The 12,430-nt window shown below is 66.5% G+C and carries 11 protein-coding genes and 1 tRNA gene; 8 read left to right on the forward strand and 4 right to left on the reverse strand.

Features of this window, described 5'->3' with window-relative positions; all coding sequences use genetic code 11:
• The first annotated feature begins 4 nt into the window (after window positions 1-4).
• The 4 genes from IPK85_14465 to IPK85_14480 all read left to right on the forward strand — a co-directional run bounded on the left by IPK85_14465 (window position 5) and on the right by IPK85_14480 (window position 4,504).
• Window positions 5-1,405, forward strand: a complete 1,401-nt coding sequence (locus tag IPK85_14465) for a hypothetical protein (GenBank protein ID MBK8248594.1) — start codon at window positions 5-7, stop codon at window positions 1,403-1,405.
• 10 nt (window positions 1,406-1,415) lie between these two features.
• Window positions 1,416-1,913: a hypothetical protein gene (locus IPK85_14470; protein ID MBK8248595.1), complete on the forward strand. Its 498-nt coding sequence runs from the start codon at window positions 1,416-1,418 to the stop codon at window positions 1,911-1,913.
• 213 nt (window positions 1,914-2,126) lie between these two features.
• Window positions 2,127-2,846 carry a class I SAM-dependent methyltransferase gene (locus IPK85_14475; protein ID MBK8248596.1) on the forward strand — a complete coding sequence of 240 codons (720 nt, stop codon included), beginning with the start codon at window positions 2,127-2,129 and terminating at the stop codon, window positions 2,844-2,846.
• Between the two features lie 65 nt (window positions 2,847-2,911).
• Entirely contained in the window at window positions 2,912-4,504 is a 1,593-nt protein-coding gene (locus IPK85_14480) for an alkaline phosphatase family protein (GenBank protein ID MBK8248597.1), read from the forward strand.
• Window positions 4,505-4,541: 37 nt separating this feature from the next.
• Here IPK85_14480 and IPK85_14485 read toward each other — a convergent pair.
• The 4 genes from IPK85_14485 to dnaK form a co-directional block, all read right to left on the reverse strand.
• Window positions 4,542-4,623, reverse strand: a tRNA-Leu gene (locus IPK85_14485).
• Between the two features lie 13 nt (window positions 4,624-4,636).
• A complete protein-coding gene (locus IPK85_14490; GenBank protein ID MBK8248598.1) occupies window positions 4,637-5,932 on the reverse strand; it encodes a putative glycoside hydrolase in 1,296 nt (431 codons plus the stop codon).
• A gap of 169 nt (window positions 5,933-6,101) precedes the next feature.
• Window positions 6,102-7,700 carry a Do family serine endopeptidase gene (locus tag IPK85_14495; protein MBK8248599.1) on the reverse strand — a complete coding sequence of 533 codons (1,599 nt, stop codon included), beginning with the start codon at window positions 7,698-7,700 and terminating at the stop codon, window positions 6,102-6,104.
• A gap of 220 nt (window positions 7,701-7,920) precedes the next feature.
• Entirely contained in the window at window positions 7,921-9,861 is a 1,941-nt protein-coding gene (dnaK, locus tag IPK85_14500; GenBank protein ID MBK8248600.1) for a molecular chaperone DnaK, read from the reverse strand.
• A gap of 238 nt (window positions 9,862-10,099) precedes the next feature.
• On the opposite strand from dnaK, the gene IPK85_14505 reads away from it, so the two are divergent.
• Genes IPK85_14505 through deoC form a run of 4 tightly spaced genes read left to right on the forward strand, consistent with a single transcriptional unit; the run spans window position 10,100 to window position 12,424 of the window.
• Window positions 10,100-10,897, forward strand: a complete 798-nt coding sequence (locus tag IPK85_14505) for a rhomboid family intramembrane serine protease (protein MBK8248601.1) — start codon at window positions 10,100-10,102, stop codon at window positions 10,895-10,897.
• Between the two features lie 2 nt (window positions 10,898-10,899).
• Entirely contained in the window at window positions 10,900-11,187 is a 288-nt protein-coding gene (locus tag IPK85_14510) for a EutN/CcmL family microcompartment protein (GenBank protein ID MBK8248602.1), read from the forward strand.
• 2 nt (window positions 11,188-11,189) lie between these two features.
• Window positions 11,190-11,486, forward strand: a complete 297-nt coding sequence (locus IPK85_14515) for an ethanolamine utilization protein EutN (GenBank protein ID MBK8248603.1) — start codon at window positions 11,190-11,192, stop codon at window positions 11,484-11,486.
• Window positions 11,487-11,488: 2 nt separating this feature from the next.
• On the forward strand, window positions 11,489-12,424 hold the full coding sequence (deoC, locus tag IPK85_14520) for a deoxyribose-phosphate aldolase (protein ID MBK8248604.1): 936 nt from the start codon (window positions 11,489-11,491) through the stop codon (window positions 12,422-12,424).
• Window positions 12,425-12,430 lie beyond the last annotated feature (6 nt).

The raw sequence follows: 12,430 nt of genomic DNA on the forward strand, positions 1-12,430 counted from the left end.
CTACATGCGACTGACATCTCACACGAACGGTGTGTCCCGGATTCCCGGGGCGCACCGCGCCGCGCGCGGGGCCATGACGCTGGTTGCGTCGTTGACCCTTGCTGCCTGCGGCATGTTCGACACGGACATCAACAACCCCAACGCCGTCGTTGAGGAAAACCTGGCGGATCCGGCGGCCGCCACGCCCATCGTCAATGGGCTGGGCGCCACCGTGAGCCGTTCGCTGAACCAGATCGCCGGCACCATCGGCGCGGTCACGGATGAACTCACCTGGGCGGGCTCCCGCGAGGCCTGGAACACGCTCGACAACGGGGACATCAACGACCCGGTCAACGAATACACGGACGGGCAGTATCCGTACCTGTCCGAGGCCCGCTGGCTCGGTGACTACGCGGTGACGCAGCTGGAAGCGCTCGACAAGGACAGCAAGCTCCGCAGCCGCGTGGACCTCGCGCGGGCGTATACCTACGCGGGCCTTGCCTACTTGTTGATTGCAGAAAATTACGAGGACTTCGTGGTCTCCTCTGATCGGCAGGAAAACGGGGATCCGGTCGGCGAAGCGAACATGGGCACCATGTTCGACAAGGCGATCTCCCTGTTCGACAAGGGCGTGACCCTCTCCACGACGCTGAACAACGCCGAGTGGCGCCGCAACTCGACGGGGCTCCGTGCTCGCGCCAAGTTCTCGAAGGCGGTTCGCGCAAAGTTCGGGACGGCTCGTACGCGCCCGGCCAACGGCCTCGTGAACGATGCGGGCGCCACCGCGGACGCCCTTGCCGCACTGGCCGTCATGCCGGCTGGGTATCGGATGCGCTTTACGGCGTCCGCCCAGAACAACGGTGGGTACTTCGCCACCGGGTTCGAAATCAGCCAGCGCCTGGAGATCCGTGCGGGGGATGAATACATCAACACCAACACCGCCCGGACGCGTCCGCTGGACGGAACTGCCGGCATCAAGCTGGTGGATCCGGTCACCGGGATCGCCGATGCCGTCCTTGGTCGCGCGATCGATGAGTGCTGCCGTCAGACGTCGAGCCAGTTCATCCCGACGACGGCCATCAGCGAGGTGGAGATGAACCTCATCCTCGCCGAAGCCGCCCTGGCCGCGAACAACACGGCCGAGTTCACCACCCGCATCAACGCGGTGCGCTCGGCCAACGGTTTGGCCCCCTACGCCGGCACCCCCGCGGCGCAGACGGTGCTCATCCATGCGCGTCGGACCAACCTGTACCTGCAGGGACGACGGCTGATGGACCATTACCGGTTCAACACGCCGGACCCGCGCTGGCTGCCGGTGCAGACCACGTTCCGCAAGACCTGCTTCTTCCCGATCTCGTACAACGAGCGCCTGCAGAACCCCAAGGCGCCGCAGCCTGCGGTCAATCGCTCGGCCGCTTGCTCGTGATCGGAGTCGTATGAGTTTCCTGTCGTACCAGGGCGCAGGGCACCGGAGGATCGGTGCCCTGCGTTCCCTTTGGGCCTTCACCCTCGGGGCGTTTCTCTCCGGGTGTTTTCGCAACGTGCCGGTGGCTCAACCGGCGCAGCTCGCGGCAGGATCGCAGGTCCGGATCCAGCTCACCCTGGATGGCACGCAACAGCTCACGCGCCAGCTCGGGCCAGAGGTGCGCAGTGTGTTGGGGAAGGTCGAGTCGGTTCGGAACGACACGATCTACATCACCCTCGAGGAAAGCCGTACCCTCAATGGGCAGATCCTCCCGTCGTCAGGGAGCCGCGTGGGAATACCGCGCAGTACGGTCGCCGAGATGTCCGAGCGGGTGCGCAACAAGCGTCGCAGCGTTGTCGCCGCGATAGTGGCCATGGGCAGTGCCATTGCCCTCGTCATTTTAGCCAGTGGGGCTATCGGGGGAGGGGGACAGGACGGCACCACACCGCCGCCACCGCCACCGACCTAGCATCAGTCGCGCGGGCGGCGGCTTGCGCGCGTGCGGTTTCCGAGAGCAAACCCGGGCTCGTCCCGGGCAGCTGACTCCGTGAGGCAGAGGCGACCGCGTACCGCCGCCGGTGCTCTCCCCGCCACCAGGCGTGGGGTAGAGCTGACCGTGGAGTACCATGCCTCTTGAGGCCCTCCACGGGGTCATCTCAGGGAACTGACGCCACGCACGCACATGCACACGCCGCTCATGTACTCCTCGTTGGCCCCCTGGTGGCCGCTGTTTTCGTCGCCCGCCGACTACGCAGAGGAGGCGGCGGCGTTCGCCGAACTGCTCCCCGGTCGGAGCCGCGGGAAGCCCGAGGTCCTCGAGCTCGGTTCCGGGGGCGGCAATCTCGCATCACACCTGAAGGTTCACGCCTCAATGACCCTCGTCGATCTCGCGCCCGAGATGCTTGCGGTGAGCCAGGGTCTCAACCCTGAGCTGGAGCACCTGCCGGGTGACATGCGGAGTGTTGATCTGGGGCGGACCTTCGACGCCGTCTTGATTCACGACGCGGTCATGTACAACACCACGCCGAGTGACCTGCAGGCCACGATGGCCGCAGCAGCCAGGCATTGTCGGACTGGCGGGGTCGTGATCATGGCGCCGGATTGCACCCGTGAGAGCTACGAACCGGACACCACGCACGGGGGTGAAGACGGGCCGGACGGACGTTCGGCACGATACCTCAGCTGGTCGTTCGATCCTGACCCATCGGATACGCAGTTCGAGACCGTGTACACCTTTGTCATGCGCGATGTCGACGGAACGATGCGCGCGGAGGTGGACCGTCACGTGGAGGGCTTCTTTCGCGAGGCGGAGTGGCTCCGCTGGCTGGCGGAGGCCGGGATCGCTGCGCGGTGCCACGTCGACGCCTGGGACCGACCGGTGTTTGTAGGCACCCGTCGTTGACCAGCGACGGTGGTGTGACGCGTGCTGCCTCGACGGCGACGGGCCCGGGAGCGATACTTCGCGCCATGAGGCTTTCTGACATCCTGCGGGCCACGTCGTCCTGGTTGGTCCTCACGTTCGCTTGCGCCTGTGCGTCCGCGCCCGGTGGTGCTCCCGCGTCCGGGGCAACGCCGCCGGTGCAAGGCCAGAAGCCCACCCTGGTCGTCATGCTGACGGTGGACCAGCTCCGTCCCGACTACCTCGAGCGGTTCAAGGGGGACCTGACGCGCGGCTTTCCCCGGCTCCTCACTCGGGGGGCGTACTTCACGAACGCCCATCATGATCACGCGATCACGGAGACCGCGCCGGGGCACGCGACCCTGCTGACGGGGCGCTTCCCGCGGTCGACCGGTATCACGCGAAACATCGTCGGGGTGAACACGCCTCAATTCCCGCTGCTCGTCGGCGCGGGGGCAGGGGCGGCCCCGTTCCGGCTGAGAGGCACCACGTTGTTTGACTGGCTCGCGGCGGTCCATCCCGGCGCACGCGCGCTCTCGGTGTCGGCCAAGGACCGCAGTGCCATTCTCCCGGTGGGGCGAGCGAAGCAGGAGGTCTACTGGTACTCCGATAGCGGCATCTTCACGACGAGCACCTGGTATCGCGCGGCCTTGCCCGCGTGGGCCACGGCCTTCAACGAGGCGCACCCTGCGCGTGCCTACGCGGGCACGTTGTGGGACCTCGCGCCAGGGGTCGCCTTCGCCGAGCCGGATAGCGTGCCGGTGGAGCGGGGGGGACGCGACTTTGTGTATCCGCACCCCTTCACAAGAAATCCGGACAGTATCGGTGTGGCGGTCCGTTACTCCCCGATGGTGGACGAGTTAACGGCCCAATTTGCGTGGCGTGGCTTTCGCGAGTTGGATCTCGGGCGTGGCCCCGGCGTGGACCTTCTCGCCGTCTCCTTCTCCGCGACCGACTACGTGGGCCATACCTATGGGCCCGAGTCCCGCGAGATCCACGACAATATCGTGCGGCTGGATCGGGTGCTCGGCGCTTTTCTCGACAGCCTATATGCGATCCGCGATTCGTCTCGCATCGTGTTTGCCCTCTCCTCCGATCACGGCGTGCAGCGGATTCCGGAATTGCACGGTGGGGTACGGGTGGTGATGCGGCCGGCGATGGTCGCTGCGCGCGCACTGGTCCGTCGATTTGGCGGCGACACGACGGCCATCGACTTCGAGAGCGGCGGCTTCTTCATTGAGAAGGAAGCATTGGCCGGCGGCCTGACCGCGCGCTTGCTCACGGACAGTTTCATGGTGGCTGCGCGCAAGGTGAATGGGGTGATGCGAGTCGAGCGCTACGACGCCCTCGCGCGCCTGGATACCCTCACGGATGCCATCGCCCGGCGGTGGGTGCACATGTTCCCCGCAGACATCGCGCCGACCGCCGTCGTAACCCTGCGACCCGGGAGCATCTACGCGGGCAATGTCGCGACGCATGGAACGCCGCACGATGCGGACTCCCACGTGCCGCTGCTGTTCGTGGGCGAGGCATTTGCGCCCGGACGGCACGACGGCTTCGTGCGCACGGTGGACCTGGCGGCCACGCTCGCCCACGCGTTAGGCATCCGTCCCAGGGAACGACTGGACGGGCGGATCCTGCAGGACGCCTTTCGGAAGTAACGCACGACGCTCGCGTGGGGCGGCGCGTACCAGTCTATGCGGAAGGCGGGACTCGAACCCGCACGGTGTTACCCACAGGATCCTAAGTCCTGCGCGTCTGCCAATTTCGCCACTCCCGCTGTGCGTTGAAGTCTAAGGCCGTCGACCGGCCGAGGTCGAGTCCGCTGGGACGGCGGCGGCCCGGGCACGCTGGTCGCGGCGCTGCGTCAGGCGGCTCAGGCGATCACGCGGGAGGTCCCACGTCGGGGGCTTCCACCCGCGCTCTTCGACGGGTGACGGCCCGCCACTCGCCGGGCGGAAGGCGTCGACAAACTCGGTGAAACGGCTCCCTGGGTTCCAGAGTGCCCAGCCCGTGGCACCGGCGTCGTAGGCGCCCTGGATCTGCGCCCGCAATTCCGCAGGCCCATAGCGCAGGCCACGAATACTCATGGCCTCGAGCCAGGGTCGCACCTCTCCCACCGCAACCTTCGCCGAGTCCGCGAGGAATCTCGTGCGTTCCACGGCATCGGCGGTGGCCAGCCGGACCACTTCATACGGCTTGAGGCCGGGACGCGGAAAACCGTACAGGCCGGCGTAGTAGTGGGACGGATACACCATCGGTAACACGGCATCCGAGGCAGCGATCACCCGCTCCCAGTTCTGCCCGATGCCGACGTCGTCCTCAAGATGGGTCACGAGGCCGAACACATCCGCGGTGACCGGGACCCCAAGGTCTTTGACCTGTGCCTTGGAGTAGAGCAGGAAGTCCCGAATGTTGTCGGCACGGGAGACGCCGTTGCTGCCCGGGAACGACATCGTCGCGCGTGCCCGGTCTGTGACATCGGGGAACCGCACATAGTCCCACTGCAGCTCCGAGAAGCCCATGTCGAGCGCTTCTCGCGCAATGGCGATGTTGTAGTCCCACACCCGCCGATCGTAGGGATTCACCCAGGCGCCGCCCTTGTTGTCCTTCCACAACCCGCCGTTCACGTGGCGAATCGCGAGGTCCGGCTTCCGCTCCGCGAGCATCCGGTCCTTGAAGACGACAATGCGAGCGATGCTGTAGATGCCGTGTGCGCGCAGGGTGTCGACCAGCGCTGGCAGCCAGGTCGTCGACGGGCGCTTGTCTGCGCCGATCTCGCGGGCCAAGGCGACCTTGGTCCCCGTGTGTGCGAGGAACGTGTCAGACTCCTTGATGTCGATGATCATCGCATTCACCTCGGTGGCGTCGGCGATGCGGATCAGCTCAGCCATGCGGGTGCGCGACCCGGCGGCCCAGGCGTTCACGTACAGCGCGCGAACGGAGTCGGGCTTCGGCGTTCGCGCGGGCGCGGCGGGGGCGGCCGGTGTCGAGATCGACGCCGGGGACTGCGCCCCCGCTTCAGGGACGTCCTGTCGGCTGCAGGCCGCCGTTGCGGCAAGGAGGATGAGGCACGGTGCGCGGGTCATGCGGGAAGCATAACGAGGGATGGCTCGTACACGAACCGCGTGCTGCGCGTGCGTTTCCGCTGCACGGCCGAACTGTCAAGGCGCAGTACGGGGAGCACGAGCGGCACGGGCGGGCGCAAAACGGCCCCCGGGGAATCCCCGGGGGCCCTGGTCCTGCGAGAGCGGGTGACTACTGCTCGCCCACTGTCAGGCTCACGACCCGCGACTGCTGCGCTTGAACGTTGTAGACCTGCAGCGAAACGGTGTCGCCATCCTTGACACGGCTGAGAACCTCGCGCAGGTCGGCGGTGGTCCGGACGTCCTTGCGAGGGCGAGGGAAGAGCACCGCGGTGATCAGGTCACTGCCGTCGGGGGCGAAATATCCCGCGCGTTGTGCCCAGCGCTCGGCCGCGATCACCCGAACACCGCGGCGCTCCGCTGGCAGGCGGCTCTCGCGAATGAACTCTTCGGTGAGCGCCTCGACCGTGGCCCCGAGCGGCTTGGCCTCGTAGGAGCCGCCGCGCACCGGCTCGGCCTCCCTCTCGGCTTCACGACTTCGGGCATTCTCAGCGACCTGTCGCTCTTCGGCCGGCGCCTCGATCAGCTTGACCTTGAACGTCTTGCGGTCACCAAACCGCATGACCTCCAACTCAACGGTCTCGCCCGGCTCATGTGCCCGGATGATGCGCTGCAGCGTGCTGGTCCGGTCAACGACCTTGCCGTCGGCCTTGACGATGACGTCACCCACTTCGATGCCCGCCGTCTTCGCCGGGCTCGGGTCACTGGAGTACTCATGCACGAGCGCGCCGGAGATGTCCTTGAGGCCCGCGGCCTTCGCGTCTGCCGGTGACGCGTCGCGAATGCTCACGCCGACGACGGCCCGGCGCACCCGGCCATTCTTCACCAGGTCGTCCATCACGTCGCGCGCCAAGTTGATCGGGATGGCGAAGCCGTAGCCCTGGTAATAGCCCGTGCCCGACGCAATGGCGGTGTTGATCCCAATCACTTCGCCCCGAATGTTGACCAGCGGGCCACCGGAGTTGCCTGGGTTGATCGCCGCGTCGGTCTGGATGAAGTCCTGGATGGCGTACCGGTCGGTGTTCAGCCCGCGCAGGTCATTGCCGCCGCGGCCCTTCGCCGAGACGATGCCGGCGGTGACCGTGTGGTCGAGGCCGAGGGGGTTGCCGATGGCGAGCACCCACTCGCCGACCTTCACCCCTTCGTCGTTGCCGAAGGCGGCAACGGGGAAGTCGGTGCCGGTCAGTTTCAGCACGGCGACGTCGGTCTGTGGGTCACGGCCCACAACCCGCGCCGGCAGCTGTCGACGGTCGATCAAGGTGACCGTGATCTTGTCCATGTTCTCGACGACATGGTTGTTCGTGAGGATGTAGCCATCCTTCGACACAATGAAGCCGGTGCCGCTGGAGAACTGTGGACGCTGCTGCTGTTGCGGGCCAAACTCCTGGAAGAAGTCCTCGATGCCAGGAGGCGCATTGCGCCGCTGGATGTTCGGCCGCCGTTGTTGCGCGGTTGGCTGCTCCGTGCGTTCGGCCGCGATCGAGACGACGGCGGGCCCCACGCGGTCGGCGATGCCGACGAACGAGGTGTTGAGCTCGACCACCGACGCTGGCGCAGTGGCCGGCGTCATGCTGGCTTGGCGAGCCGGCGCGGTGCGGGACTGTGCCCAACCAAACGGCGTCAGGTCGAAGCCCGAGGCGAAGACGAGGCCGCATGCGAAGGCAATCGCGACGGCGCCGAACAGCTTGGCACGGGAAGACAACGAAGACATGGTTGCTGCGGGTGGCAGGTAGGTGCCGCGAGTGGTACACCGGAGCCCAAGGGCCCCTTCAAGCTACATCGGTACCCCGGAGGCCGGAGTACCGATTCGTCACACAGGTAATACGCCGGGGTTGCCCGGGAAGTTCAACCGGGTGCTCCCGAACCGGCGTCGGCAGAGTGCCGGGGCGGGTTGAAGGTTCGGCAACCTGCAACCCACCCGGAGGCCGTGCCTACGACTTCTTGGGATCGTCGACGATCTCGTAGTCCGCTTCGACCACGTCGTCATCCTTCTTGTCGCTTCCGGCGGACGCCTGGTCCCCACCGGTCGCCCCTGCGTCCGGGGTGGGTTCCGACGCCTGGGACTGGGTGTACAGTGACCGCCCGGCCTCCTGATAGGCGTTGGTGAGCTCCTCGAGGGATGCCTTGATTTCGGCCATGTCGTCCCCGCGGTGCGCCTTGCGGGCGCGCTCCACCGCCGTCTCCAGGCGGGTCTTCATCTCGGGGGAGAGGCGATCCGCCCACTCCTTGGAGTTCTTCTCCACTTCGTACGCGAGCGAATCGAGCCGATTCCGCGTGTCGATCTCCTCGCGGCGGCGCTTGTCGTCGCCGGCGTTCTTTTCGGCATCCTTGACCATCCGCTCGATCTCGTCCTTGGAGATGCCGCTGGAGGCCTCGATGCGGATCTTCTGCTCCTTGCCGGTGGTCTTGTCCTTGGCGCCGACGTTCAGGATGCCGTTCGCATCGATGTCAAAGGTGACCTCGACCTGCGGCATGCCACGCGGAGCCGGCGGGATCCCCGTCAGGGTGAACTTGCCGATGGTCTTGTTGTGCAGGGCGAGTTCGCGTTCGCCCTGGAGCACGTGGATCTCGACCGTCGACTGGTTGTCGTCCGCGGTCGAGAAGGTCTCGGCCTTGCGCGTCGGGATGGTCGTATTGCGCGGGATGAGGACAGTCATCACGCCGCCTAACGTCTCGATGCCCAGGGACAGCGGCGTGACGTCGAGCAGGAGCACGTCCTTCTGCTCGCCGGTGAGCACCGCACCCTGCACGGCCGCGCCGATCGCCACGACTTCGTCCGGGTTGACGCCCTTGTTCGGCTCTTTGCCAAAGAAGCCCTTGACGACTTCCTGGATCTTTGGAATCCGGGTGGAGCCGCCAACGAGGAGGACCTCATCGATCTCCGTTGGCTTGAGGCCGGCGTCGTCGAGGGCCTTCTTCATCGGCTCCAGCGTGCGCTGGATCAGGTCGTCCACCAGCTGCTCGAACTTCGAGCGGGTGAGCTGGTAGTTGAGGTGCTTGGGTCCCGATTGGTCGGCGGTGATGAACGGCAGGTTGATGTCGGTCGACATGGTCGAGGACAACTCGCACTTGGCCTTCTCCGCCGCTTCCTTGAGGCGCTGGAGCGCCATCGCATCCTTGGACAGGTCAATGGCCTGGTCACGCTTGAACTCAGTGACCAACCAGTCGATGACGCGCTGATCGAAGTCGTCGCCGCCGAGGTGGGTGTCGCCGTTCGTGGACTTGACCTCGAACTGGCGGGTGCCGTCGACGTCGTACAGTTCCAGGACCGAGATGTCGTACGTGCCGCCGCCAAGGTCGAAGACGGCGACCTTCTCGTCCTTCTTCTTGTCGAGGCCGTACGCGAGCGCGGCTGCCGTCGGCTCGTTGATGATACGAAGGACCTCGAGCCCGGCGATCTTGCCGGCGTCCTTGGTGGCCTGCCGCTGCGAGTCGTTGAAGTACGCTGGGACGGTGATGACCGCCTTGGTCACCCCATGTCCGAGGTAGTCTTCCGCCGTCTGCTTCATCTTCTGCAGGATCATCGCGGAGACTTCGGGGGGCGTGTACCGCTTGCCCTGCACCTCCACGGCGGACAGGTCATTCGGGCCCGCGACGATGGCGTAGGGAACGCGCTTGCTCTCCTCGGTCACCTCGGTCGTCTTGCGACCCATGAACCGCTTGATCGAGAAGACGGTGTTCCTGGGGTTGGTCACCGCCTGACGCTTGGCGATCTGGCCGACGAGCCGTTCCCCGTCCTTCGTGAAACCGACGACCGAGGGGGTGGTCCGGCCGCCCTCGGAGTTGGGGATGACGACCGGATCTCCGCCCTCGAGGACGGCGACGACCGAATTGGTGGTACCGAGGTCGATTCCAATGACCTTGTCAGGCATGTTCGTTCACGGGTTGCGAGTGGGTCTCGTGGGCTGCCCTCGCGGGCCTCCGAGTTATGTCGATGTGTAAGGCAATGCCGAGGCCGAAGGCGTTCGGCCAAAATGGCAGACTGCGGGACGAATTGGGGCGGACCGACTGCCCGATCGCCGCCAAGTGCGGCAGAGATGTCAGGGGGCTGGCATAAGTGCCTGCGCGCCTTATCGTTGGACTGGCCAGTATCCCACAGCCCGGGGCTGCGTGATTCCCATCTCGGACGAAAACCCGACCCTGCGCACGCCGGTCATGACGATCGGGGTCCTGGGCCTGATCGGCGCGGCCTGGGTCCTGGCACAGGGAGCCGGATTCGACCCGTTTCAGCTGTCGTCGTCGGTGTGCGACCTCGGGATGGTGCCTGGGGAGATCACGCACGGCGCGCCGCTCAACATGGCGGTGCCGATGGGGCAGCATGGCGGCCAGGCATGGGTCTGTGCGGTGGACGACCAGCCGATCAACACCTTCACCCCGCTTACGTCGATGTTCCTGCACGGGAGCTGGGCGCACCTGCTGGGCAATGCGCTCTTTCTGTGGGTGTTCGGGAACAACGTCGAGGACTCGATGGGGCGGGGGCGTTTCCTCGTCTTTTACCTCGCCTGCGGCTTGCTCGCCGCCGGGGCGCACATCATTTCCGCGCCTTCTTCGCCGGTTCCCACGGTAGGGGCTTCCGGAGCGATCTCCGGGATGCTCGGTGCCTACCTGGTGCTGTATCCGCGTGTGCTCGTGAAGGTGCTGATCCCGATCATCATCATCCCCTGGATCGTGCGCGTCCGTGCGTGGGTGGTGTTGGTCATGTGGTTTGTGTGGCAGGTGTTGGGCGGACTCGAGCAGTTGAGCCAGTTGCGAGGCGACATCTCGGGCGGTGTGGCGGTGTGGGCGCACGTGGGAGGGTTTGTGGCAGGGTTCGTCCTGATCCGGTTCTTTGTGGATCGCGAGTTGGTGGGGCGTCGTCAGGCGTTGAGTGATGCGCGGCTGGCGTTCTCCGACGCCGCGGGCCGCTGACGATGTACCTCGCGCGCGTGCTGGGCCGGCTGGTGGCGACCGTGAAGCAGGACACCCTGCGGGGTGTGCCGTTGCAGTGGGTGCAGCCGTTGACCGCACACGGTGCGCCGGCGGGCAAGCCGATCGTTGCCCTGGATCGCGTGGGGGTTGGGCCGGGGGAGGTGGTGGTGTACATCACGTCTCGTGAGGCGGCGATCGTGCTGGACGATCCCTTCGCTGCGGTCGACGCGGGGATTATCGCCAAGGTGGACTGGTGCGATGTGGGTGACGCGCGCACCCTGGAGGGCTGACGATGTTCCTCGCGCGCGTTGTCGGGGACGTCGTGGCGACGCATCGCCACGTTGAGCTGGCCGGGCACAAGTTGCTCTTGCTCCGCCGACTGAGTCTTGCGGGGAAGGAAGAGGGGGCGGAGTTGATTGGCGTGGACGTGGTTGGGGTCGGGGTGGGGGAGCGCGTGTTGGTGGTGCAGGAAGGGAACGCCGCCCGCGCGTTGTTCAAGAACGCGAAGATCCCGGCCCAGGCGGTGGTGGTCGGCGTGGTGGATCGCGTGGACCTGTTGACCGGCGAGATGCCGGAGGACGCGGCATGACGATGGATGTGCGGGAGTTGGCCAAGGCGGTGGCTCGGGAGCTGGCGGCGCGCGACCAGGTGTCCGGACGGGGGGCCCCCCCCGAACGACAGGGTAACACCGCATCGCGCGGCGATCATCATCCTGTCATTGCGACTCCCGGCAATTCCACGCACGCCCCCCCGGCGGGGGTCCGCTGGGTCCGCGACCAGGCGCGCATCGCCGACTTCATCGACCACACGCTGCTCAAGGCCGAAGCGACCGCCGCCGAGATAGACAAACTCTGCGCAGAGGCCCGCGAGCTGCGGTTTGCCGCCGTGTGCGTGAACCCCTCATGGGTCTCGCGATGTGCCAGACAGCTGGCGTCATCCGGTGTGGCCGTGGCCACCGTCGTTGGCTTTCCGCTTGGTGCGACCAGTTCCGCCGCCAAGGCACACGAAACCGAGGTCGCCGTGCGCGACGGGGCAACCGAGATCGACATGGTTGTGCCGGTCGGCCACATCAAGTCGAATGACTGGGACCACGTGGCCGACGATATCGCCGCCGTGGTGCGGGCCGCACGTGGTCATCTGGTGAAGGTGATCATCGAGTCCGCGGCGCTGACCCCGGTGGAGATCATCAAGGCGAGCGCGCTCTCCCGCGAGATGGGGGCCCACTACGTCAAGACGTCAACCGGATTTCACGCCGCCGGCGGCGCAACGTCGGAGGCGGTCGCCTTGATGCGGATGGTCGTCGGCGACGCCCTGGGGGTGAAGGCGTCCGGGGGCGTGCGCGATTGCGAGGCTGCGCTCCGCATGATCGCGGCCGGGGCCACGCGTATCGGTACGTCGAGTGGGGTCTCCATGGCGAAGTGCCTGGGGCAGGGACCGCTCCCTGTCGGGGACCTGCTGACCGTGGCGCACGGACACGGCGCCGCGTGTACCACCTGTCAGGCAGGCCCGAGCGGCACGACGTACTAGTTCCCG

The sequence above is a fragment of the Gemmatimonadota bacterium genome (assembly GCA_016712265.1).
Taxonomy (GTDB): Bacteria; Gemmatimonadota; Gemmatimonadetes; order Gemmatimonadales; family Gemmatimonadaceae; genus RBC101.

Coding starts and splice junctions, on each gene's coding strand:
- IPK85_14465 (MBK8248594.1), top strand. CDS start 5: ATGCGACTGACATCTCACACGAACGGTGTGTCCCGGATTCCCGGGGCG.
- IPK85_14470 (MBK8248595.1), top strand. CDS start 1,416: ATGAGTTTCCTGTCGTACCAGGGCGCAGGGCACCGGAGGATCGGTGCC.
- IPK85_14475 (MBK8248596.1), top strand. CDS start 2,127: ATGCACACGCCGCTCATGTACTCCTCGTTGGCCCCCTGGTGGCCGCTG.
- IPK85_14480 (MBK8248597.1), top strand. CDS start 2,912: ATGAGGCTTTCTGACATCCTGCGGGCCACGTCGTCCTGGTTGGTCCTC.
- IPK85_14490 (MBK8248598.1), bottom strand. CDS start 5,932: ATGACCCGCGCACCGTGCCTCATCCTCCTTGCCGCAACGGCGGCCTGC.
- IPK85_14495 (MBK8248599.1), bottom strand. CDS start 7,700: ATGTCTTCGTTGTCTTCCCGTGCCAAGCTGTTCGGCGCCGTCGCGATT.
- dnaK (MBK8248600.1), bottom strand. CDS start 9,861: ATGCCTGACAAGGTCATTGGAATCGACCTCGGTACCACCAATTCGGTC.
- IPK85_14510 (MBK8248602.1), top strand. CDS start 10,900: ATGTACCTCGCGCGCGTGCTGGGCCGGCTGGTGGCGACCGTGAAGCAG.
- IPK85_14515 (MBK8248603.1), top strand. CDS start 11,190: ATGTTCCTCGCGCGCGTTGTCGGGGACGTCGTGGCGACGCATCGCCAC.
- deoC (MBK8248604.1), top strand. CDS start 11,489: ATGGATGTGCGGGAGTTGGCCAAGGCGGTGGCTCGGGAGCTGGCGGCG.